The organism is Pedomonas sp. V897 (assembly GCF_051304405.1).
Taxonomy (GTDB): Bacteria; Pseudomonadota; Alphaproteobacteria; order Sphingomonadales; family Sphingomonadaceae; genus Pedomonas.
Window position 1 is genome coordinate 677,822 of sequence record NZ_JBPPGG010000001.1, and the last position, 22,011, is coordinate 699,832.

The 22,011-nt window shown below is 62.3% G+C and carries 28 protein-coding genes and 1 pseudogene; 7 read left to right on the forward strand and 22 right to left on the reverse strand.

Features of this window, described 5'->3' with window-relative positions:
- Positions 1-4 precede the first annotated feature (4 nt).
- A complete protein-coding gene (locus ACSJJU_RS03290) occupies positions 5-718 on the forward strand; it encodes a M48 family metallopeptidase (RefSeq protein ID WP_435913744.1) in 714 nt (237 codons plus the stop codon).
- Positions 719-891: 173 nt separating this feature from the next.
- Positions 892-1,290 (forward strand): addiction module antidote protein, encoded by a 399-nt coding sequence (locus tag ACSJJU_RS03295; protein ID WP_435913745.1) that lies wholly within the window; start codon positions 892-894, stop codon positions 1,288-1,290.
- Here the strand turns inward: ACSJJU_RS03295 and ACSJJU_RS03300 are convergent.
- On the reverse strand, positions 1,268-1,639 hold the full coding sequence (locus ACSJJU_RS03300) for a plasmid mobilization protein (RefSeq protein ID WP_435913746.1): 372 nt from the start codon (positions 1,637-1,639) through the stop codon (positions 1,268-1,270). The genes ACSJJU_RS03295 and ACSJJU_RS03300 overlap by 23 nt on opposite strands.
- A gap of 2 nt (positions 1,640-1,641) precedes the next feature.
- The gene (locus ACSJJU_RS03305) at positions 1,642-2,157 is read right to left on the reverse strand and encodes a plasmid mobilization protein (RefSeq protein ID WP_435913747.1); all 516 of its coding nucleotides are present in this window, start codon (positions 2,155-2,157) and stop codon (positions 1,642-1,644) included.
- A 265-nt stretch (positions 2,158-2,422) separates the two neighbouring features.
- On the opposite strand from ACSJJU_RS03305, the gene ACSJJU_RS03310 reads away from it, so the two are divergent.
- From ACSJJU_RS03310 to ACSJJU_RS03330, 5 genes are all read left to right on the forward strand, one after another.
- Positions 2,423-2,638, forward strand: coding sequence for a TraC family protein (locus ACSJJU_RS03310; protein ID WP_435913748.1), 216 nt, complete (start codon positions 2,423-2,425; stop codon positions 2,636-2,638).
- The gene (locus ACSJJU_RS03315; protein ID WP_435913750.1) at positions 2,635-2,853 is read left to right on the forward strand and encodes a hypothetical protein; all 219 of its coding nucleotides are present in this window, start codon (positions 2,635-2,637) and stop codon (positions 2,851-2,853) included. Before ACSJJU_RS03310 ends, ACSJJU_RS03315 begins: the two co-directional genes overlap by 4 nt.
- A gap of 185 nt (positions 2,854-3,038) precedes the next feature.
- A complete protein-coding gene (trbJ, locus tag ACSJJU_RS03320) occupies positions 3,039-3,791 on the forward strand; it encodes a P-type conjugative transfer protein TrbJ (RefSeq protein WP_435913751.1) in 753 nt (250 codons plus the stop codon).
- Between the two features lie 210 nt (positions 3,792-4,001).
- Entirely contained in the window at positions 4,002-5,483 is a 1,482-nt protein-coding gene (gene trbL, locus ACSJJU_RS03325) for a P-type conjugative transfer protein TrbL (RefSeq protein WP_435913752.1), read from the forward strand.
- 4 nt (positions 5,484-5,487) lie between these two features.
- A complete protein-coding gene (locus ACSJJU_RS03330; protein WP_435913753.1) occupies positions 5,488-5,805 on the forward strand; it encodes a hypothetical protein in 318 nt (105 codons plus the stop codon).
- 368 nt (positions 5,806-6,173) lie between these two features.
- Here ACSJJU_RS03330 and repC read toward each other — a convergent pair whose 3' ends face one another.
- The 20 genes and pseudogenes from repC to rpsN form a co-directional block, all read right to left on the reverse strand.
- On the reverse strand, positions 6,174-7,142 hold the full coding sequence (repC, locus tag ACSJJU_RS03335; RefSeq protein ID WP_435913754.1) for a replication protein C, IncQ-type: 969 nt from the start codon (positions 7,140-7,142) through the stop codon (positions 6,174-6,176).
- Complete coding sequence (locus ACSJJU_RS03340; protein WP_435913755.1) at positions 7,129-7,995, reverse strand: helicase RepA family protein; 867 nt, start codon at positions 7,993-7,995, stop codon at positions 7,129-7,131. The genes repC and ACSJJU_RS03340 overlap by 14 nt, the downstream gene beginning before the upstream one ends.
- A 3-nt stretch (positions 7,996-7,998) precedes the next feature.
- Entirely contained in the window at positions 7,999-8,256 is a 258-nt protein-coding gene (locus ACSJJU_RS03345; RefSeq protein WP_435913756.1) for a helix-turn-helix transcriptional regulator, read from the reverse strand.
- A 267-nt stretch (positions 8,257-8,523) separates the two neighbouring features.
- Positions 8,524-9,732: a tyrosine-type recombinase/integrase gene (locus ACSJJU_RS03350; RefSeq protein ID WP_435913757.1), complete on the reverse strand. Its 1,209-nt coding sequence runs from the start codon at positions 9,730-9,732 to the stop codon at positions 8,524-8,526.
- A 307-nt stretch (positions 9,733-10,039) separates the two neighbouring features.
- A complete protein-coding gene (guaA, locus tag ACSJJU_RS03355) occupies positions 10,040-11,593 on the reverse strand; it encodes a glutamine-hydrolyzing GMP synthase (RefSeq protein WP_435913758.1) in 1,554 nt (517 codons plus the stop codon).
- 192 nt (positions 11,594-11,785) lie between these two features.
- Positions 11,786-12,244: an acyl-CoA thioesterase gene (locus tag ACSJJU_RS03360; protein ID WP_435913759.1), complete on the reverse strand. Its 459-nt coding sequence runs from the start codon at positions 12,242-12,244 to the stop codon at positions 11,786-11,788.
- A 32-nt stretch (positions 12,245-12,276) separates the two neighbouring features.
- Positions 12,277-13,407, reverse strand: a complete 1,131-nt coding sequence (locus tag ACSJJU_RS03365; protein WP_435913760.1) for an iron-containing alcohol dehydrogenase — start codon at positions 13,405-13,407, stop codon at positions 12,277-12,279.
- 972 nt (positions 13,408-14,379) lie between these two features.
- Positions 14,380-14,805, reverse strand: coding sequence for a 50S ribosomal protein L17 (rplQ, locus tag ACSJJU_RS03370; RefSeq protein ID WP_435913761.1), 426 nt, complete (start codon positions 14,803-14,805; stop codon positions 14,380-14,382).
- 179 nt (positions 14,806-14,984) lie between these two features.
- On the reverse strand, positions 14,985-16,001 hold the full coding sequence (locus ACSJJU_RS03375) for a DNA-directed RNA polymerase subunit alpha (RefSeq protein ID WP_435913763.1): 1,017 nt from the start codon (positions 15,999-16,001) through the stop codon (positions 14,985-14,987).
- Between the two features lie 84 nt (positions 16,002-16,085).
- Entirely contained in the window at positions 16,086-16,475 is a 390-nt protein-coding gene (gene rpsK / locus ACSJJU_RS03380; RefSeq protein ID WP_331593873.1) for a 30S ribosomal protein S11, read from the reverse strand.
- A gap of 24 nt (positions 16,476-16,499) precedes the next feature.
- A complete protein-coding gene (rpsM, locus tag ACSJJU_RS03385) occupies positions 16,500-16,868 on the reverse strand; it encodes a 30S ribosomal protein S13 (protein WP_435913764.1) in 369 nt (122 codons plus the stop codon).
- A gap of 132 nt (positions 16,869-17,000) precedes the next feature.
- Positions 17,001-17,654, reverse strand: a complete 654-nt coding sequence (locus ACSJJU_RS03390; RefSeq protein WP_435913765.1) for an adenylate kinase — start codon at positions 17,652-17,654, stop codon at positions 17,001-17,003.
- Positions 17,655-19,001 carry a preprotein translocase subunit SecY gene (gene secY, locus ACSJJU_RS03395; RefSeq protein WP_435913767.1) on the reverse strand — a complete coding sequence of 449 codons (1,347 nt, stop codon included), beginning with the start codon at positions 18,999-19,001 and terminating at the stop codon, positions 17,655-17,657.
- 12 nt (positions 19,002-19,013) lie between these two features.
- Positions 19,014-19,472: a 50S ribosomal protein L15 gene (gene rplO / locus ACSJJU_RS03400; RefSeq protein ID WP_435913768.1), complete on the reverse strand. Its 459-nt coding sequence runs from the start codon at positions 19,470-19,472 to the stop codon at positions 19,014-19,016.
- Between the two features lie 110 nt (positions 19,473-19,582).
- Complete coding sequence (gene rpmD, locus ACSJJU_RS03405) at positions 19,583-19,771, reverse strand: 50S ribosomal protein L30 (RefSeq protein WP_435913770.1); 189 nt, start codon at positions 19,769-19,771, stop codon at positions 19,583-19,585.
- Positions 19,772-19,792: 21 nt separating this feature from the next.
- Positions 19,793-20,332 (reverse strand): annotated as a pseudogene (gene rpsE, locus ACSJJU_RS03410) (30S ribosomal protein S5); the annotation flags it as partial.
- 44 nt (positions 20,333-20,376) lie between these two features.
- Positions 20,377-20,733 (reverse strand): 50S ribosomal protein L18, encoded by a 357-nt coding sequence (gene rplR, locus ACSJJU_RS03415; protein WP_435913771.1) that lies wholly within the window; start codon positions 20,731-20,733, stop codon positions 20,377-20,379.
- 11 nt (positions 20,734-20,744) lie between these two features.
- The gene (gene rplF / locus ACSJJU_RS03420; protein WP_435913773.1) at positions 20,745-21,278 is read right to left on the reverse strand and encodes a 50S ribosomal protein L6; all 534 of its coding nucleotides are present in this window, start codon (positions 21,276-21,278) and stop codon (positions 20,745-20,747) included.
- 12 nt (positions 21,279-21,290) lie between these two features.
- On the reverse strand, positions 21,291-21,689 hold the full coding sequence (gene rpsH, locus ACSJJU_RS03425; RefSeq protein WP_435913774.1) for a 30S ribosomal protein S8: 399 nt from the start codon (positions 21,687-21,689) through the stop codon (positions 21,291-21,293).
- A 16-nt stretch (positions 21,690-21,705) separates the two neighbouring features.
- A complete protein-coding gene (rpsN, locus tag ACSJJU_RS03430) occupies positions 21,706-22,011 on the reverse strand; it encodes a 30S ribosomal protein S14 (protein WP_435913775.1) in 306 nt (101 codons plus the stop codon).

The window sequence follows — 22,011 nt, forward strand, 5'->3', positions numbered from 1 at the left end:
ACCGATGCTGGCACCTGTGAAATCGCCCAGCCTTCAGGTGGATGACCTGTGCTTCGTGCTCCGACGCAGCACGCGCCGCAAGACGATGCAGATCACCGTGGAGCGCGACGGCGCGCTGGTGCTGTCGGCACCGCCCGAAGTGGACGAGTCCGCGCTGCGCGCCTTCGTGTTGGAAAAGCGCTTCTGGATCTATACCAAGCTGGCCGAGAAGGACCGCCTGCAGCGCCGGGTACCGCGCAAGGAGTTCGTCAGCGGCGAGGGGTTCCTGTACCTTGGACGCAGCCATCGACTGAAGCTGGTCGACGAGCAGGACGAGCCATTGAAGCTGGTGGCTGGCCGCTTCTGCCTGCGCCAGGATGCCTTGCCTACCGCGCGCGAGCACTTCATCCGCTGGTACTGCGAGCGTGCCAAGGCCTGGCTGTCCAGCCGCGTGGCCGAATACCAGTCACGCATGGAGGTCTCGCCCGCCGGCGTGAAGGTGCAGGACCTAGGCTACCGCTGGGGATCCTGCGGCAAGGGCAACTGGTTGTACTTCCACTGGAAGACCATCCTGCTGCCCCCACGGATCGCCGAATATGTTGTGGTGCATGAGATCGCACATCTGCACGAACCGCATCACACGCCGGCCTTCTGGCTGCGCGTGGAACGCGCCCTACCCGACTACGCGCAGCGCAAAGCCTGGTTGGCCGAGCACGGAATGACTGTTGAAGGAATTTGAGATCGCTGGGCGGAATATTTCACCAGCTCACCAGCGACATCTTGAGGGGTTGGTTGATCCTCCCCCACTGAAGTGCTGCGCCGTTATGTTTAGGAAACGGAGGATTGAGAATTGCTAACAAGCAACCGAGGCCAGAAGAGATTGTTTCGAAGTTTCGGCGGGTTGAGGTGCTGATGGAGCAAGGCCTGTCGCACCTTGATGCGCGATCAGGCGGATCGTCGACGCTGCCGGCACCAAATGGAAAGGGTGATATTGCCGTGGGCATGGAGAATTTCAAACCCTACGATTCTGCGCACTATCTCGAAACTGAGGAAGCGATCGCGGCGTTCCTTGAAGACGTCATGGAGGATAGCGACGACGACCCCGCCTATGTCACCCGTGCGCTTGGCGTGGTCGCCCGTGCCCGTATGCTAACCCAACTTGCAAACGATGCCGGCATGTCTCGTCGAGAACTCATAGGGGCGCTCACTGCCGATCCTCCTGCCGACGCAGCGACGGCGGCTAAGATCGCGCGGGCACTCGGCATGAGTTTCATGCATTGCCCCGAGGTCAAACAGCCTCGCGCTCGTTAAGCAGCTGTGGCGCAATATTTTTCATCTCGCTTTTGATGCGGTTCAAGCTCCGCATAAGTGAAGGCACGTCTACATTGGCTTGCCCTGGCCTTTCGTCTAGCCACGCTTTCAGTAGCCCGCCCACCTCGTTGAGTTCGCGGCTTAGCCGCACGAACTCGTCCAGGGTGTCTCGATTAATCATCTTAGGCACTGGATACGTAAGGCCCACGGTCCGCAAATAGGCGGATGCGGAAAGATTGGCCTGTGCCGCTCTTTCGCCGATCGTCTCGCGTTCCTCCTGCGTCACCCAAACATCAATCCGGGTGCTACGCGGCCGGGTGCCTCTCGCCTTTTTGGTGCTTTCCGCCATTTCTATTTATTCCTCCTTTTGCCGAATGCAGTGCGGCTCATGGTTGCGGTTATCGTTGCCTGCAATTCTCGGCAGTCGGCCATTGCTATCTCTACATCGATAGGTCGCGCACCCTGACCTCGCTCTTCAGCCAGCCATAGCTTTAGCACCCCTGCCACGCGACCTACATCGCCGCCGACTTTCGCAAGCTCCTTTAGAGCATCGAGGTCGCTTTTAGATTGCACCGGTTCACCGAAGACGGCTGCCCGAAGGAAGCTCGATTGTGAATGATGACTTTCGACTGCCCGAGCCGTGATCTCCGCGCGCTCCTCAGGGGTTAGCCAGACCTCAATGCTCGAACCGCGCGGCCGCGTTCCCCTGCCGTTTTTGGTGCTATTCCTCATACTGCCATGCTTCCCATTCTCGCAACGTCGCGGCAGTGACCGTAAGCCTCGCAGAGCAAGATTCCGTCGAGCCGTAGGCGAGTAAGGAGGCAGTGCTGTGAGGGGACGGGCTGTTCCCGTACCCGTACAACACATATCTTGCCGTCCTCTTCTCTGCAATCATACGCGACTATATGCGCTAATCTCAATCCAATGCTTGGCAATAACGTCCAATTGCACAAAATCGCACATACTCACATTTGTTCGCATAACGTCGCAGCAAATCGCGTTTAATTGCATATATTCGCATTCGGTTGCATCGTGCGGCTCCAATCACATGGTAGCCTGGGGGAACAGCTTTCTCCCTAGGTATGAATGCGGCAAAATGAACGTATCGCCAATCTTATCCAGAGGATTTTCAATGGCGCGGAAGAACCTAGTTGATCGCCTAATACTAGCTGAGCAGGAGCTTGAAGCGGCGAAAGCAAAATTCGTCAAATTGCAGAAGGAGAGCGCTGACAGAATAGCCAGATTGGCGCTAAAGTCAGGGTTGCCCACTCTAGGACTTACGGATGATCAGATAAAGGCTGAATTCGACAGCATCGTTGCCAAACACCGGAAAGGAGGAACGTCATGAGGACAATACGCCGAGTAAGCACAATCGCCACCCTGCTGGATGAGATTCAAAGCGAATTAGGTCGCGCGCAAGTCGAAGCTGCACAGCGTCTTGCGGCTGAAATGGCAGGCCAGCTAGAGGATTGGCGCTTCGATCTACTGCGCATTCCGCATGAGGAGCGAAGCCGATACCGAGCCCCGAATGGCTACTGGTACACCAAAGAGGCAACGGCATAACTGCATGGCACCAAAAAACAAAATGCGCGCTGGAGGTTTAATGCGATGAAATGCGATTAAACGCGAACATCCGCGATAATTTGCGATTATATGCGATTTACTATGACTTATACTTTGATTGTTTCCTCTCGTGCGGAATTGGAGAATAATGACAGAACCTAATCTACGAGAAGAGGGCTTCTGTCATGAACAAGAATTGCCGTTTTGCGCTAGCTGCTCTTGGCATCACGGTGGCCTTAGGCGGGGCGCTTCACCCCAGCCCGGCTAAGGCGCTCACGGTCTATTGCACCAATTGCTCGACCGTGTTTTCGCAGGCCACGCAGGTGGCCAAGGAAATCGAAACGGCCATCAACACGGCCCAGCAGCTACAGATTCAAATCCAGCAGTATCAGAACATGGTGACGCAGGGGCTTTCCCTGCCGTCGAGTATGTTCAACCGTATCACCGGGGATTTCCAGCGTATCCAGCAGCTTTACCAGCAAAGCAAGGCGCTGGCCGGGAACGTGGCGAATTTCGACCAGCAGTTCCGCAACCAGTTCGGCGACTACAACCGCCATCTGTCGCAAGTCGGCCAAAACCCGACCTACATGCAGGACAACTATAAGCGGTGGAACGAACAGGGTTCCGACGCCATGCGCGTTGCGATGCAGTCGGCGGGCATGAACGTGAGCGCCATCGCCGACGAGGACGCGATGATGGCCCAATTGGTCGCGCGTTCGCAGAACGCGCATGGCCGTATGCAAGCGATACAGGCGGGCAACGAGATTGCCGCCCAGCAGGTGCAGCAATTGCAGAAGCTGCGGCAATTGCTCAATGATTCCGTGCAGTCTCAAAGCATGTGGTACGCGCAGAACATCGAGCGCCAAGCGGTCGATGATGCTTTTGTGCAGAGCTTTCAGAGCGGGCGCGTTGTTCGCGCCGGTTCAAAATCTTTCTGAATGCCGAGCTTCTTATGGTTACGATATCCAAGGTAGTTGTCGCCCTGCTCTGTGCCGGATCGTTTGTCATTGGCTCCGTCGCCACCATTGTGGTGGTCGACAAATCCGAACCGTCCTGCACCCCTGCTTCTTCCCCTTCCGCTGATGACCAGTTCTTCAATGGAAAGATCGAGCGCAAGGGTTCACAAAGCTTCTAGGGAGGCGTCGATCATGACAACAATTCTGAACCTCCTGAGAGGCTTCGAGGCGCGGCATTTCCTATTCGTTCTCGCCGCTGTTGGTCTGACCCTTGTCGCCTCCGAAGCGTCGGCGCAAGCCGTAACGCAGCCCGATGCGAAATTCGACGGCCTTCTAAGCCTCATTCAGCAGAACTCGGAACAATGGAACAGCCGTTTGCTAGGCTTCGCTCTGCGCCTGTTCTGGACGTTAGCAGCCATCCAACTCGTGATCACGTTCTTTCCCATGGTGCTGCGACAGGCCGAGCTAGGCGACATTGCCCATGAGCTTGTTAAGTACATCCTTGTTATCGGATTCTTCTACGAGATTCTGGCGCACTCCACCTACTGGGCGAACGCAGTAATTCAATCTTTCCGTGACGCGGGTGGCGCTGCGATTGGGCAAACCGCCGCTATGCAGCCCAGTGATATTTTTGCTCTGGCGGTCGAGTTCGCCAACACCATTGGCAACGTCCATACCATCAACCCGCTCGCGGCATTTTCAATCACCATAGCAAGCGCCTGCGTCTTGCTGAGTTTCGCCTTCATCGCCGCGTTCATGGCTGTGACGCTGGTCGAATCCTACATCGTCATCAATGCCTCGGTGCTGCTGTTGGGATTCGGCGGATCGCAATGGACCCGCGAGTACGCCATAGCGATGCTCAAATATGCGGTCGCTGTTGGCGCCAAACTCTTTGTGCTGACGCTACTGGTCGGCCTTATCGCTCAATCCGCACATGACTGGCAGGCTGCTTACAACCATACCGACAACGCCTCAATGTGGACGATGGTGGGCCTCGGCTTCACCTGCGCCTATCTCGCAAAGACGATTCCTGACCTTATCCAAAGCTTGATCTCGGGTGTCTCGTTTGGCGGCGGCGGCGCGCTCGGCGGCATGGCAGCAACCGCACTGAGCGTTGGTGCCGGAGTCGGGGCTGTCGCGGCGGCGGGCGGCCTCGGTGGGGCCGCTGCGGCGGCAGGCGAGGCAGCGGGTGCGGGCCAAGGTGTTGGGGGATTGGCAAGCCTGATCAACAACAGCATAGCCGGCGGCGCTCCATCGCCAGCCGCTGCCACTGGTGGGGCGGATATGGACGGTATGAAAACCGTCGCATCTACGCTTTCTCCGCGCACGGGCGGCAACGCACAATCGGCAAGCAAACCAACCAATCCGCCTGCTGCTGCACCAGCACCGGCCGGTGCAGGTAAGGTGACCAAGGTGGTAGCCGGTGCGACCTCCGCTGTCGCAACAACCGCTGCCGTCGCCGGGAAACTAGCTTCCATTTCCGTGCCCGGCATGGAGGGCGCTGCGAATCTGCCTATCAGCGGACCTCCCCAAATGCCCGGCACAAGCACAGAAGGCGAAAACAACCCGCCTCCCGTTAATGGGGAAAACCTGATCCAGCCGGCCGAGCCTCGGCCCTCCCCTATGTTTGACCTTTCTTTTCAATCATCGGCGGTCAAACCGCCCAAGGAGTGATGCTATGAATCTGCTCGCTGACTACCTGCAAACCATGCTGATCTTCATTGTCGTCAGCACCATGGCTGTTTTCGCGCTCTATGCTATTGGCCGCTGGGTACAGCCGCGCCTCCGCGCTCGCGGGTACGGGCCAACGCTCGATGCCCTTGCCGGCTGGCATGGCCGCATGTCGCGATCGGGTGCGCTGCATTCCCTCCATGCACTGCGCGCCATCCACAGCCTGCCTCTCTACGGTTCGCGGCATCAGCGCGAAACCATCGACATGATGATTGTCCGAATGCAGCGGGAAACCGATCCCACCCGGCGCGATACCTACAGGTGAAGGTTTGTCCCGCGTCGGATCGCGCGGGGCATCCCTCTAGAAAGCGATTTCCGGGCCGTAGAGTGATTTTGACGCTCTGACCCACCTTACCCCCTTGCCCTTGTCCGAAAAACGCTTCACGGCTCGCTAGGGCGCTCCTGGGCATGACCGATTACACGTACCCCCTCCCGCTTCCTTTTGGTGCCTTTTTTCGTTTGTCCGTCAAACGACCGTTTGGCGGACACCTGCGATGTGTCCGTTATCCTCGGCTCTGCGATGAGTTTCCGGACAGAATAGAAAAACGGACAGAAAGCGGACACTCGATACGCAGGATCGAAAACGGCAAGTGACCCTGCGGCGAAAGCCGCCGCAGGTCCGCGCCTAGTGGATTATCTTAGATAATCATGGATGGAATTTGCGAATAGCCCGCAAACCCGCGCCGTTGCTGGGTTTCCAGAAAATGGCCGGGTGCCGTTAACGTGGGGGTTGGGTACTGAAAACGTGGGGTGGGTGCCGTTATAGCGGCCCTTGGGGCGTCCGATTTCCCATTTGCCCTTGGCGTACTCGCTCACCATCCAGCCCACGGCAGCAAGCTCGGTCAGCGCCCTGCGGGCTGTCTGGCGACGTTTTTTGATGGTGTTGAGGTTCGTCGTTTCATCTGGCCAGACATAGCCGCAAAGCGTGTCCAAATCGACCTGCCTCGACTTGCCGAGGTCGATCCAACCGCATAGCCGTTGATGAATCAGGCGGGCAGGGTCGGTCTGTAGTGCCCTCACTTCGGCCATGTTTATGCGAATGTGTTGCACGTGTGGCCCGCCCATGATTGCGCGAGCAATTAGCGGGTTCAATGCAACGTACAGCTTGCCGTCTTGCTCATCGCTTGCGTATTCGGACAGTAGGCGGAAGCCCTGCCGCTTCCTTCCGATTTGAGCAATGATCGAGACTTTCCAAAGCCTTTCAATGCAATCACGTACTGGCCGGGTGTCGTCAATGTTGGCATAACCCACTTCGCGGGCGAGCGCCCGGTAGCTGCCCTTGACCACCATTGCATCCTGTTGGACAGCTTCCCACTTAGGTTCGAGGAACAGTCGGAGTTGCCGACCGGCTTCCGTTTGAGGCTCAGGCGACAGCACGAGGCCAGCAGGCCCACCCATTGCCACCAGCCCTTGCAGGATGCGCAGATCATCTACGCCAAGCGGCTCTGGGCCGCTGAACTCGATGCGCTTCCCGTCGCCGTAGTCATACACCACGTCCAGCTTGCCGCGTTTGCGCTCGCCCCGTTTCAGGCTGCGGAACAGGCCGGGAGCTAGGCAATGCGCCGGATCGTGCCGAGCATGGGTCAGGTCATGCTTGCCCACGGCACCGCCCTTTAGCGCCGTCTTGTTTGGCGTTCAGCAATTCCACCGGCAGCAACACACCGCCCGCGTGCCGCGAATACCAGCGATCAAGCGGCGTGCTGTCGTAGTTCTGCTTGGATACGCCGAAGCGCACGAAGTATCCGCGCCGGTCGTTGCCGATTGGTTCCCGGTCATAGCTGCGATCACTGAACCGTTGGGCCTCGTCCTCGGTCATCTTGGCGACGAAACCGCACCAGCGGGCATTGTCGATCAGAGCGGACGCGCCTCGCGCTGCCTGCTGCTGGTCTGTCTGGCAATCTCGGGCGCTGCCCTTGCTGACGTGGTGTAAAAAAAGAATGGCTGCGCCGGTGCCAACGGCGATCTTTTCCAACTGGCCGATCAGGCGCGCCATGTCTCCGTTGCTGTTCTCATCACAGTTGTGAATGCGGCTCAAGGTGTCCAACACGATTAGCCGCGCCCCGGCGTAGTCGCTGATCAAGCGTCGCAATTGCCTGTCGTCCATCACGTTCTTGCCTTGGCCCATGATGGGCTCAAGGGTCAGGTTTTCCGCGATGGCTTCGCGGGCCGCCTGGTCGAGATGCTGACCCATGGCGTGAACGCGCCGAATAAGGGCGGGCTCGGGATCTTCGCCGGCCAGATAGACCACGCGCCCCGTGTGCGCGGGAGCGAGGCCGACAAGGTCACCACCAGTAACGCTGCACGCGATGGACATTGCGGCTTCCAGCGCCCAAAAGCTCTTGCCTGTGGCTCCGGGGGCAATCAGCGCCCCAACCGTTCCCACGAGAAAGCCGGGCCATATGAAGTCCAGTGTGGGCGGTTCGTTCTCGAACGCAGCCCGCAAGTCAATCGCCACGACTTAAGCCCCCATTCCGGGGCGCGGGGCTTGGATGCCGGATGCCTTTCGGGCCTCAATCCATTCCTCGATTTCGGCCAAATCCCACGCGACGTTTCGGGTGGTGAGCGCGATACGGCGGGGAAATTCTCCCCTTTGCTCCATGTTGAAGATGGTGCGCTCACATAGCGGAATCATCGCATGGAGCTTCCTGCGGTTGATAAGGACTCTTCCCCTTTCTCTCGATTCCTTTTCCAAACCGAATACCTCGTTCTTGATCATCCCGAGGCTTAATTATTGCTACAAAATGCCGTGGGTTGCCAGTCCTTGCGACAAATTTTCTCAAGTAAAATCAATGACTTATGCCCGCAAACCTACCGTTTGACGGACAGCTTTAACAACGCAAATTGTTGTATTAATTGAGTTTCTACTAGGTACGTATCGCCCAATTCTTGTGTCCGGATACTTATACGTTTTCCGGACAAAAGAGTTCACCGAAGTAAGCCGTCAGGGCGCCTTCGGTGCGCATCTCGCATCACGAACTCGGAATCAACCTTTTGGTCGGGGCCGCTTGAGCGTCCATTCGTCGATCATGTCAGCCCAGTCTTGGAGCATCGCGGCGCGTTGCTCACGGTATTCAGCCTTGTTGTAGACGGCTCTGACGCCCCGCTGTTCATGCGCGAGGCATTTCTCGATCCAATCGGTGTTGTAGCCTGCTTCGTGCAACAGCGTGCTGGCCGTTCGCCTTAAGTCGTGAGGCCCAAACTTGGCGAGGGGCTTACCCTCCTTCTGGGCCAGCCGATACGTCAACGTCAGCACTTGGTTGAGCGTGGCGCTGCTCATGGGCAGGTCCGAGTCATACCGCGACGGCAGCACATAGTCCGATCCGCCTGCGAAGGTTTTCAGGGCAATGAAGATGTCGAGCGCCTGCCTCGACAGAAACACCAGATGCGGATTGCGCCGCTTCATCCGTTCCTTCGGAATCGTCCAAAGCGCCTCGCTGAAATTGATCTCGCTCCACGTCGCCTTGGTCAGTTCGCTCTTGCGCACCATCGTGAGCAACAGCAGCTTCACGGCGGCGCGGATCGACGGGGAGGTGCCGACGCGCTCCAGATATTGGTACATGAGGCCGATCTCTTCCGGCGTCAGGGCGCGGTCACGCGGAGCGAACTTTGCGATGCTGGCCGGACGGACCAGCTCGGCGGGATTCTCGACTTTCTGGCCGCGCTCGATGGCCCAACGATAGACCTGCAACACCACCTCGCGGGCATGGACCGCCGTTGCTGGTGCGCCCCGTTCCACGATGGCGTCAGTCAACGCCCGCAAATCCTCGTGTGTGATCTCGACCAGTTTCTGATTGCCGAATTTCGGCTTCAATTCGCGCTCGAACACAGAACGGCGCATGTCACGAGTGGAATCGGCCATCTGGTAGCCGCGCAGCCATTTTTCCGCCCAAGCCCCGAACGTCTCTGCATCCTTAATGCGAGCCTTTTCCCGCGCCTTCTCCTTCGCGGGCGACTTCCCGGCCGCGATCATCTTCTTGGCCTCGCACAGCCGCTCGCGGGCTTCCGCAAGGGTGATGCCGCCGACGCCATACCGACCGAAGGTGATGGTCTCCTGCCTGCCGTGGATCGCGTAGTTGTAGCGGAACGAGATTGTCCCGGCAGGTGTGACGGCGACGTAGAGGCCGTCACGGTCGTTCACCTTGTACAGCTTGTCCTTTGGCTTGAGGTTTCGCAGCTTGGTATCGGTCAGCATGGGCACTTGCAGTTCTTCACTTCAGTACCATGCTGGGAAACGCTGCGTTGACCGTCAACAATTCCTTTAGTATCAACGTTCTGCGTAATTTTCATACCATGATCTGCTCATTCGTAGCGTCATGGTATCAGGCACCAAACATGGCATCGGTGGTACTCGATGCCATCGACTATGCCATGAAAAACTGCTGCTTGGCGACACAAAAATATGCCGGACAGTGCCAGACACGAAGCAAAAAAAGCCCGCATTTCTGCGGGCTTGCGTGTGCTTTGGTGCTAGATCGTGCCAGTCCATGCCGGACGTGGAATCATTCCCACTCGATGGTGCCGGGCGGCTTGGAGGTGTAGTCGTAGACCACGCGGTTGATGCCCTTCACCTCGTTGACGATGCGGGTCGCCACGCGGGCGAGGAAGGCAGCGTCGAACGGGTAGATGTCGGCGGTCATGCCGTCAGTGGAGGTCACGGCGCGCAGGGCGCACACATGATCGTAGGTGCGGCTGTCGCCCATCACGCCCACGGTCTTGACCGGCAGCAGCACGGCAAAGGCCTGCCAGATGGCGTCATACAGCCCCGCCTTGCGGATTTCCTCGAGATAAATGGCATCCGCCCGGCGGAGAATGTCGCACTTCTCCTTGGTCACCTCGCCCGGAATGCGGATGGCAAGGCCCGGCCCCGGGAACGGATGGCGGCCCACGAACTGCTCGGGCAGGCCCAGCTCCCGGCCCAGCGCGCGCACCTCGTCCTTGAACAGCTCGCGCAACGGCTCCACCAGCTTCAGCTTCATGAAGTCCGGCAGGCCGCCCACATTGTGGTGCGACTTGATGGTCACCGACGGGCCGCCCGTGAAGGAGACGCTCTCGATCACATCCGGGTAGAGCGTGCCCTGCGCCAGGAACTCGGCACCCTCGATCTTCTTCGCCTCGGCGTCGAACACGTCGATGAACGCCTTGCCGATGAACTTGCGCTTGGCCTCGGGGTCGGTGACGCCGGCCAGGCCGCCGAGGAACATCTCCTCCGCGTTCACATGAACCAGCGGGATGTTGTAGTGCTCGCGGAACAGGCTCACCACCTGCTCGGCCTCACCCGCGCGCATCAGGCCGTGGTCCACGAACACGCAGGTCAGCTGGTCGCCGATGGCCTCGTGGATCAGCACCGCCGCCACCGCCGAGTCGACACCGCCCGACAGGCCGCAGATCACCTTGCCGCTGCCCACCTGCGCGCGGATCTCCGCCTTCTTGGTCTCGCGGAAGGAGGCCATGGTCCAGGTGCCCTCGCACCCGGCGATGTGCCGCACGAAGTTGGCGATCAGCTTCGCGCCGTCCGGCGTGTGCGCCACCTCGGGGTGGAACTGCACCGCGTAGATGCGCTTCTCGTCGTTGGCGATGGCCGCGAACGGCGCGCCCTCGGTGACGGCCACGGTGCGGAAGCCCTCCGGCAGGCTGTCCACACGGTCGCCGTGGGACATCCAAACCTGATGCTTCTCGCCCTTCTTCCACAGGCCGTTGAAGAGCTGGCAGTCATCCACGATCTCGATGAACGCCCGGCCGAACTCGCGGTGGTCGGACGGGGTGACCGAGCCGCCCAGCTGGGCGCAGATGGTCTGCTCGCCATAGCAGATGCCCATGATCGGCAGGCCGCTGGCGAACACCGCATCCGGCGCGCGGGGGGTGGACACTTCCGTCACCGACGCCGGACCGCCGGAGAGGATGACGCCCTTCGGCTTCAGGCGGGCCAGCGCGGCCTCGCCCTGATGGAAGGGAACGACTTCGGAATAGACCCCGGCCTCGCGCACGCGCCGCGCAATCAGCTGCGTCACCTGGCTGCCGAAATCGAGGATCAGAATGGATTCGTTGGGCTGCATGACGGGCATTTAGCGGCGCACGGCCCCCAAGTCCAGTGCGCCCGCACGCATGGCTGATGCTACGGCGGTGAAAGGGTCTCCTTGCGGGATGGTCGCGGACCCTTCAAGCCCCTGTCTCCCGTGCCCACCGGAAACACGGCCCGTTGAAACGAAGGGGAGCGCGAGGGTCCAAGACCCTCGCATAAAACCCCGTCATGCCCCGGAGACCACCAGCCCTTCCAGAAACGCCCGCATGTCGGCGGGCAGCGGCACCGGGCGGCGCGTCTGCCGGTCCACGTAGACGTGGACGAAGTGCCCGAAGGCGGCGGCGGCGTCCTCCTGCCCGGCGAACAGGCCGATCTCGTAGCGCACACTGGAGTTGCCGAGGCGGCCGACGCGCAGGCCTGCCGTCACCGGCTCGGGGAAGGCGAGCGGGCGGACATAGCGGCACTGGCTCTCGACCACGAGGCCGATGACCGGCCCGGCGTGGATATCCAGCCCCCCGGCCTCGATGAGGGCGGCGTTCACGGCCGTATCGAAGAAGGAATAGTAGACCACGTTGTTGACGTGGCCGTAGATGTCGTTGTCCATCCAGCGGGTGGTGATGGACCGGTGGTGCGGGAACGCCTCCCGGCGCACGGGCGCCCGGTCGGTCGGCTGCGGCTCCGCCATGCCTGGTTTCCCCTCTCCTCTCACAAGCCCCTTCACAGCGCCGCGCGATAGAGGGCGCGGGCGTCCTCCAGCCCCACCTCGCGCGGATTGTTCACCAGCAGGCGCGTCTGGTTCATGGCGTCCAGCGCCAGCCGCTCGATGTCGTCCTCGCCGATGCCCACGTCGCGCAGGCGGCGTGGCACCGCCACATCGTTGCAGAGTTGCTCGATGGCGGCAATGAAGCCGTCCACCCCGCTTGCCCCCACCAGCGGGGCCAGCTCGGCGTAGAGCGGCCCGGCGGCGGCCCGGTTGAAGCGCAGCACATGGGGCAGCATCAGGGCGTTGGAGACGCCGTGGGGCACATGGAACAGGCCGCCGACGGGATAGGCCAGCGCATGCACGGCGGCGACGGGCGCGTTGGTGAAGGCCTGCCCGGCCAGCATCGCCCCCAGCAGCATGGCCTGCCGCGCGTCACGGTTCCGCCCGTCCGCGCAGGCGGTGCGGATGTTCCCCGCCAGCAGGCGCAGCGCCTCGCGCGCCAGCATGTCGGAGAACGGGTTCTTCTTGTGCCGGGTGGTGTAGGCCTCGATGGCGTGCACCATGGCGTCGATGCCGGTGGCGGCTGTCACCGAGGGCGGCAGACCGAGCGTCAGGTCCGCGTCGAGCACCGCCCAGTCGGCGAACAGGGCGGGCGACACCACACCTTTCTTCTCGCCAACGCCGGTGGTGACAATGGCAATGGGCGTCACCTCCGAGCCCGTCCCCGCCGTCGTCGGCGCCAGCACCAGCGGCAGACGGCGGCCGCGCGCGTTGCCGATGCCGTAGATGTCCTCCAGCCGGTCCCCCGAGCCCAGGAGATAGGCCGCGAGCTTGGCCGTATCCATCGGGCTGCCGCCCCCGATGCCGACCACCGCGTCCGCCCCGCAGCGGCGGCCCGCCTCAACCGCGGCCTCGATCACCGCGACGGGCGGATCGGCCACCACGGCGTCGAACACCGTGCAGTCGAGGCCAGCCTCCCCCATCGCCGCCAGAACGCCGTCCAGCAGCCCCGTGCCGCGCACACCCGCATCGGTCACCACCAGCACCCGCCCGGCCTTCATGCCGGACAGGATCGTGCCGATCTCGCGGGACGCACCCGGCCCCACCCTCAGGTTCGCGGGCGTCTGGAACAGGAAATCCGGCATGGCCTCCCTCCCGGCGGTTCTCTGCCACGCCGCCGAGGATGAAACCGGACGTCCCCGCGCTCAAGCCTGCCCGCGGGGGGTTTTTGGTGGGTTGGGGAGGAAGGGATTTGAGAGGAGCCGGTTTGCAAGAGGCGGTTTCTTGCAGGGGGATCTCGATCCCCCTGTGACCCCCTTTTCGTTTCAGGGGCCGCGTGTCTGGCGCTTCTTCCGGAAAGGGATGAACGGAACACACCCGGCAGGGAGCCGAGGCGCTTCTGCTGGACGCCGCCACCCCTGCCTCCGCGCGCGCCCTCTTGGGCACCCCCATCGGCACCCGCTCCGCCCCCCTTCTGACGCCGTCTTCACGTTGAATGATTTTAAGGAGCGGTCTCGCCGCCCCCTCTTGCCGACCTCCGGTTCGAGACAGGGACGGGCGCGGGCGGACGGGCGCGGCCCGATAAACGAAAGCGGGCAGTCGGCGTGGCTCCGTGGGGGTGTTTCTTTGTCCCCGTGAGGTAAGTCGTGCAGGGGGATCTCGATCCCCCTGCGACCCCCTTTTCGTTTCGGGGCCGCGTGTCTGGCGCTTCTTCCGGAAAGGGATGAACGGGACACACCCGGCAGGGAGCCGAGGTGCTTCTCCTGAACGCCGCCACCCCTGCCTCCGCGCGCGCCTGCTCGGCCACGCCCATTGGCACCCTCTCCGGCAGCCTCTCCGGCACCGGCTCAGCCCCCCTTCCGGCACCCTCATTCACGTTGAATGATTTTAAGGAGCGGTCTCGCCGCCCCCTCTTGCCGACCTCCGGTCCGAAACAGGGACGGGCGCGGGCGGACGGGCGCGGCCCGATAAACGAACGGGAGCGCGAGGGTCTGCGACCCTCGCATCACTCCCCTTCAGGCAACCCATGCCGGGCAGCCCCGGACGGGATATCCCCAAAACGAAAACGGGCGGCCCCGAGGGACCGCCCGCTTTCAAACTCAGGCCGCGTGGGCTGCTTATTCAGCCGCTTCCTGCGCCTCAGCCTCGGTGGTGACCGGGCCGCTGTCCTTGCCCTTGGCAGTCACGTCGCGATCGACGAACTCGATGATCGCCATCGGAGCGGCGTCGGAGGCGCGGATGCCGGCCTTCAGCACGCGGGTGTAGCCGCCGTTGCGCTCGGCGTAGCGCGGGCCGATCACGTCGAACAGCTTCTGCACCTGCTGGAGGTCACCCAGGCGGGCGATGGCGAGACGACGGTTGGCGAGGCCGCCCCGCTTGGCGAGGGTCACCAGCTTTTCCACGTACGGGCGCAGCTCCCGCGCCTTCGGCAGGGTGGTGGTGATCTGCTCGTGCTTGATGAGAGCGGCGGCCATGTTCTTGAACAGGGCGGCGCGGTGGCTGGAAGTACGGCCGAGCTTGCGGCCGGCAACGCGATGGCGCATGGGTCTCTCTCCGTTTGTTCGCGGGGCCGTGTGAGGTACCCCGGACCAGGCCTGGCGGGATCAGGCCCATTTCTGTTTCGACAGTCCCGCTTGCGGAAAGGCCGGCGCTGGTACGCCGGCCCTCCCTGATTGCTTGCCCGACGCCTTAGCCGTTTCCGGCCCGGGCGTCCAGCCGGAACTCAGTATTCCTGTTCCAGCTTCTTGGCGAGGTCTTCGATGTTCTCCGGCGGCCAGCCGGGGATTTCCATGCCGAGGCGCAGGCCCATGCTGGCAAGGACTTCCTTGATCTCGTTGAGCGACTTGCGGCCGAAGTTCGGGGTCCGCAGCATCTCGGCCTCGGTCTTCTGGACCAGATCGCCGATGTAGATGATGTTGTCGTTCTTGAGGCAGTTGGCCGAACGGACCGACAGCTCCAGCTCGTCCACCTTCTTGAGGAGGTACTTGTTGAGCGTCGGCTTCTCTTCTTCCGGCTTGGCGGCGACAGCCTTGGGCTCTTCGAAGTTGATGAAGAGCTGGAGCTGGTCCTGAAGGATGCGGGCAGCGTAGGCCACGGCGTCCTCCGGCGTCACCGTGCCGTCGGTCTCGACGGTCATGGTGAGCTTGTCGTAGTCCAGTTCCTGGCCGACGCGGGTGTTCTCCACCTTGTAGGCCACCTGGCGCACCGGCGAATACAGCGCATCGATCGGGATCAGGCCGATCGGCGCGTCGGCCGGACGGTTGGCGGCGGCCGGGACGTAGCCCTTGCCGGTATCCACGATCAGCTCCATGTTGAGCGTCGCGCCCTGGTCAAGCGTGCAGATGACCAGGTCCGGGTTCATGATCTCGACATTGGCGACGGTGGTGATCTGGCCGGCCTTCACCTCACCCGGGCCGGTGGCCGTCAGGTGCAGGCGCTTGGTGCCTTCCGAGGTCACCTTCACGGCCAGCTGCTTCACGTTGAGGACGATGTCGGTCACGTCCTCGCGCACGCCGGGGATGGAGGAGAACTCGTGCAGAACGCCGTCAATGCGGATGGCCGTTACGGCAGCGCCCTGGAGCGACGACAGCAGCACCCGGCGAAGCGAATTGCCGAGGGTCAGACCGAAGCCCCGCTCCAGCGGTTCCGCGACGAAGGTCACCTTGCGGGCCGCGTCGACAGCTTCCTTGACCTCGAGCTTGTTGGGCTTCTTCAGCTCCTGCCAGTTCTTTGCGATCACGGGTGCACCCCTTAGCTCTTAATATCTCAAGCGGCCGACGCCATCGCCGGCCGCTCCCTGCTTGCAGAAACGGTCGCTGCGCCGTTAGACGCGGCGACGCTTCGGCGGACGGCAGCCGTTGTGCGGGATCGGCGTCACGTCGCGGATCGACGTGATGGTGAAACCAACTGCCTGAAGCGCGCGCAGGGCCGACTCACGACCCGAACCCGGGCCGCGAACCATGACGTCCAGAACACGAACGCCATGCTCCTGAGCCTTGCGGCCGGCGTCCTCGGCGGCCACCTGGGCAGCGTACGGGGTCGACTTGCGCGAACCCTTGAAGCCCATCATGCCGGAGGACGACCAGGCAATCGCGTTGCCCTGGGCATCCGTGATCGTGATCATGGTGTTGTTGAACGAGGCGTTCACATGCGCGACGCCGTTGGTGATGTTCTTCCGCTCGCGACGCTTAACGCGGGTGGTATCACGTGCCATTCTCTTGATCCTTTACGGCCGGACTTACTTCTTCTTGCCGGCGATCGGCTTGGCCTTACCCTTGCGGGTACGGGCGTTGGTGTGGGTGCGCTGACCGCGGACCGGCAGGCCCTTGCGGTGACGCAGGCCGCGATAGCAGGCCAGGTCCATCAGACGCTTGATGTTCATCGCGACTTCGCGGCGGAGGTCACCTTCCACCGTGTAGCCGGCATCAATGATTTCACGGATCTGGAGAATTTCCGAATCGGACAGCTCGCTTACGCGGCGCTCCCGCGGAAACTTCATCTTCTCGCAGATCTCCTTGGCCTTCGCCGGGCCAATGCCGTGGATGTAGGTCAACGCGATCTCGACCCGCTTGTTGGTCGGAATGTTGACACCTGCAATACGCGCCACGTTTGATCTCCTCGTTCCACCCCGTCGGCGGGGCCAACACCCGCGTTGGGCACGCGTTTAATCTTTGTCAAGCCGATTCGGGAAGGCGGGGATTATAGGAAGGCACCCGTCCCCGTCAATCACGGAATCGACTCAGCTCTTGCCGTTCAGGATCGATGCGATCTCGCCATAGACAACGTCTATGTCCGCCATCCCGTCGATCACTCTCAAAAGCCCCTTCTCCCGATAGTAGTTCGAGATCGGAGCGGTCTTTTCACGATACTCGGCCATCCGCTTGCGGACCGTCTCCTCGTTGTCGTCGGGACGGCGCTTGAACTCGGTCGAACCGCAGGCGTCACAAACGCCCGGCTGCCGGGGCTGCTTGAACCGGTCATGGTAGCCGGCCCCGCACTTGGCGCAGGAAAAGCGACCCGTGATCCGCTCGACGAGGGCATCCTCATCGACCGTAAGCTCGATGACGTGGCCCAGTTCCAGCCCCTTGGACGCCAGCATGGCGTCCAGGGCATCGGCTTGGGCCGTGGTGCGCGGGAAGCCGTCGAAGATGACGCCCGCCTTGGTGTCCGGCTGCTCCAGACGGTCCGCGATCAGGGCCACGATGATGTCGTCCGACACCAGCTGGCCCGCATCCATGACCGCCTTGGCCTGAAGGCCAACCGGCGTGCCGGCGGCCACGGCCGCTCGCAGCATGTCCCCGGTCGAGAGCTGCACCATGCCGCGCTCGGCCTGGAGGCGCTGAGCCTGGGTGCCCTTGCCGGCGCCCGGCGGCCCGAGAAGGATGATATTCACTTAACGTCGCCCCCCGCGCAGCTTGGCCTTCTTGATGAGCCCCTCATACTGGTGGGCCATCAGGTGACCATGGATCTGCGCTACCGTATCCATCGTGACATTGACCACGATCAGCAGGCTGGTGCCGCCGAAGTAGAAGCCCACACCCATCTCGGCGATCAGCCACTCGGGCAGCAGACACAGGATGGTCAGGTATCCCGCGCCCAGCACCGTGATGCGGGTCAGCACATAGTCCAGGTATTCCGCGGTCCGCTGACCCGGCCGGATGCCCGGAATGAAGCCGCCGTAGCGCTTCAGATTGTCCGCCGTCTCCTCCGGGTTGAACACAACCGCGGTGTAGAAGAAGCAGAAGAAGATGATGCCGAGGGCATAGAGCGCCATGTAGAGCGGCTGCCCGTGGCCCAGCAGGGTCGTGACAGTCTGGAACCAGCCGTTGCCCTGGCCCGCGCCGAACTGCGCCAGCGTCAGCGGCAGCATGAGCAGCGACGAGGCAAAGATCGGCGGAATCACGCCCGCGGTGTTCAGCTTGAGCGGCAGGTGCGAGGTATCGCCCTGGAACATCTTGTTGCCCACCTGGCGCTTCGGATACTGGATCAGGATCCGGCGCTGGGCGCGCTCCATGAACACGATGGCGAACACCACCACAACCGCCATCACCATGATGATGATGATGGTCAGCGCCGACATGGCCCCGGTCCGGCCCAGCTCGAACAGCTGGGCGATCGCGCCCGGCAGGGCGGCGACGATACCGGCCATGATGATCAGCGAAATGCCGTTGCCGATGCCGCGGCTGGTGATCTGCTCGCCCAGCCACATCAGGAACAGGGTGCCGCCGATCAGCGTGATGACCGTGGTGATGCGGAAGAACCAGCCCGGATCGATCACGGCCGAGATGCCCTGGGTCGCGCCCCAGCTCTCAAGACCGATGGCGATGCTGTAGCCCTGGATGGCCGTCAGCGCCACGGTGCCGATACGGGTGTACTGATTGATCCGCTTGCGCCCGCTCTCGCCTTCCTTCTTCAGGGCGGCCATGGTGGGCGACAGCGTGGTCAGCAGCTGAACGATGATCGATGCCGTAATGTACGGCATGATGTTCAGCGCAATGATCGACATGCGCTCCAGGGCGCCACCAGAGAACAGGTTGAGCATGCCAAGCATGCCCCCTGCGTGCTGCTGGTAGAGCTGCCCCAGAGCGACAGGATCGATTCCAGGCAGCGGCACAAACGTGCAGAGCCGGAAGATGATCAGCGCACCCAGTGTGAACCAGATGCGCTGCTTCAGCTCAGTCGCCTTGGAGAAGGCGCCAAAGTTGATGTTTGCCGCCAGTTGCTCGGCTGCAGAAGCCATGCCAGATCCGCCTTAGGCCACGATCTCGACCGAGCCGCCAGCCTTCTCGACCGCCTCGATGGCAGCCTTGGAGGCACCGGCAACCTTCAGCTTCAGGGCGGTCTTCAGCTCGCCCTTGGCCAGCAGGCGCACGCCGTCCTTGCCCTTGCCGGCCACACCGGCGGCGCGCAGCGCCTCCGCGTCCAGCTCGGCGCCGGCAGCGAACTTGCCCGCCTCAACCGCCTTCTGGAGACGGCCCAGGTTCACCTCGGCGTATTCCTTGGCGAAGATGTTGTTGAAGCCGCGCTTCGGAATGCGCATGTGCAGCGGCATCTGGCCACCCTCGAAGCCGGCGAGCGACACGCCGGACCGCGAGGTCTGACCCTTCTGGCCGCGGCCAGCGGTCTTGCCCTTGCCAGAGCCGATGCCGCGAGCAACGCGCATGCGGCCCTTGCGGGCGCCTTCGTTATCTTTCAGTTCGTTCAGCTTCATGGCTGACTCCGTTTCGCTCCGTCACCGCAACCGGATGAATATCGGCCCGGTGAGGTCAGCTTACAACCTTGAAAGGCGGCGGTGCGACATCGGCCGCACCGCCCTCGTCCTTACTCACCTTCGACGCGAACCAGGTGGGCAACCTTGCGCACCATGCCGCGAACCGACGGAGTGTCCTCCAGCTCGCGGGTGCGGTGCATCTTGTTGAGACCCAGCCCGATCAGCGTTGCGCGCTGGTCCTTGGTCCGGCGGATCGGCGAGCCGATCTGAGTCACCTTGATGGTCTTCTTCTCGCTCATTGTTCGCCTCGTTCGCCCGGATTACTCGGTCTGGGCGTCGGCCTCGACGGCCGCCACCTTGGCGCCAACGTCGCCGCGACGGGCGATGATGTCAGCGATCTTCTTGCCGCGGCGAGCCGCAACCATCTTCGGGCTCGACTGGTTCACCAGGGCGTTAAAGGTGGCGCGGATCATGTTGTAGGGGTTGTTGGACCCCATCGACTTGGTCACCACGTCCTGAACGCCCAGGCTCTCGAACACGGCGCGCATCGGACCACCGGCGATGATGCCGGTACCCTGCGGAGCCGAGCGGAGGAACACCTTGCCGGCGCCCCAGCGGCCATGAACGTCGTGATGCAGCGTGCGGCCTTCGCGCAGCGGCACGCGCACCATCGTCTTCTTCGCGGCGGCGGTCGCCTTGGAGATGGCTTCCGGCACTTCGCGCGCCTTGCCGTGGCCGAAACCGACCCGGCCCTTGCCGTCGCCGACAACCACGAGCGCAGCAAAGCCGAAGCGCTTACCACCCTTTACGGTCTTGGAAACGCGGTTGATGTGGACGAGCTTTTCGATCAGCTCGTCGCCCTCGCCGCGTTCGCCACGCTGTTCTTTCGGTTCGCGCGCCATTCTTAAAACTCCAATCCGCCTTCACGCGCCGCTTCGGCGAGAGCCTTCACACGACCGTGATAGATGAAACCGCCGCGATCGAAGACGACCGCGCTGATGCCAGCCGCCTTGGCGCGCTCGGCGATCAGCTTGCCGACTTCTGCCGCCGCGGCGACGGTAGCGCCAGTCTTGCCGCGCAGCGACGCGTCCAGCGTCGAGGCAGCCGCGACAGTGGTGCCCTTGCTGTCGTCGATCACCTGAGCATAGATGTGCTTCGACGACCGGTGAACGGAAAGCCGCGGACGGCCACCCGACTTGAGCCGGAGCTGGGTGCGAACCCGCTGCCGGCGCCGCTCGAACAATGAGAGACCCTTGGCCATTGGTGCACCCCTTACTTCTTCTTGCCTTCCTTGCGGAAGATGTATTCGCCGCGGTACTTGATACCCTTGCCCTTGTAGGGCTCCGGACGACGCCAGCGACGGATTTCAGCCGCCACCTGGCCCACCTTCTGCTTGTCCGTACCCGAGATCTCGACCGTGGTCTGATCCGGGCACTTGATGGTGATGCCGGCCGGGATCGGGTAGTCAACGTCGTGGCTGAAGCCCAGCTGCAGCTTCAGGGTCGAGCCCTGAACGCTGGCGCGGTAGCCGACGCCGTTGATTTCCAGAACCTCGGTGTAGCCTTCGGTCACACCGACAACCAGATTGTTCACCAGGGTGCGCTGCATGCCCCAGAAGGAGCGGGCGCGCTTGGTGTCGTTGCGGGGCTGCACGGTGATCACGTTGCCGTCGACGGTGACAACCACCTCGTCGGCAACGGTCATGCCCAGCTGGCCCTTCGGACCCTTCACCGCCAGCTCGGCGCCGCTCAGCGTCGCCGTCACGCCGGCCGGGAGGGCCACAGGTTTCTTACCAATACGAGACATTGCGGCCCTCCGTTAGAACACGGTGCAGAGCACTTCGCCGCCCACGTTCAGCTCCCGCGCTTCCGCGTCGGAGAGAACGCCCTTCGGCGTCGAGACGATCGAAATGCCCAGGCCGTTGCGCACGCGCGGCAGCTCCTTGGAGCCGGCATAGATGCGGCGGCCGGGCTTGGACACGCGCTGGAGCCACTGAATGGCGGGCTCGCCCTCGTGGTACTTCAGCTCGATGCGGATTTCGCGGCGGCCCGGACCCTGCTCGTACTCGGAGTAGCCACGGATATAGCCCTCGCGCTTCAGCACTTCGAGCACATTGGCGCGCAGCTTGGAAGCGGGGGACACAACGGAGTCCTTGCGGGCCTGCTGACCGTTACGGATACGGGTCAGCATATCGCCCAGAGGATCAGTCATCGGCATTGGATGAACCTCCCGCTTACCAGCTCGACTTCACGACGCCCGGAATCAGGCCCTGATTGGCCAGTTCACGCAGCGAAACGCGAGACATGCGGAATTTGCGATAATAGGCGCGCGGACGGCCCGTCACCTCGCAGCGATTGCGGATGCGGGTCGGGTTCGCGTTGCGGGGAAGCTCGGCAAGCTTCAAGCGTGCCAGGAACCGCTCCTCGTCGGAGAGGTTCTGGTCATTGGCAATCGCCTTCAGCCGCGCAAACTTGCCGGCGTACTTCTTCGCCAGCCGCTTGCGCCGCTCGTTCTTGTTGATCGAACTCAGTTTGGCCAT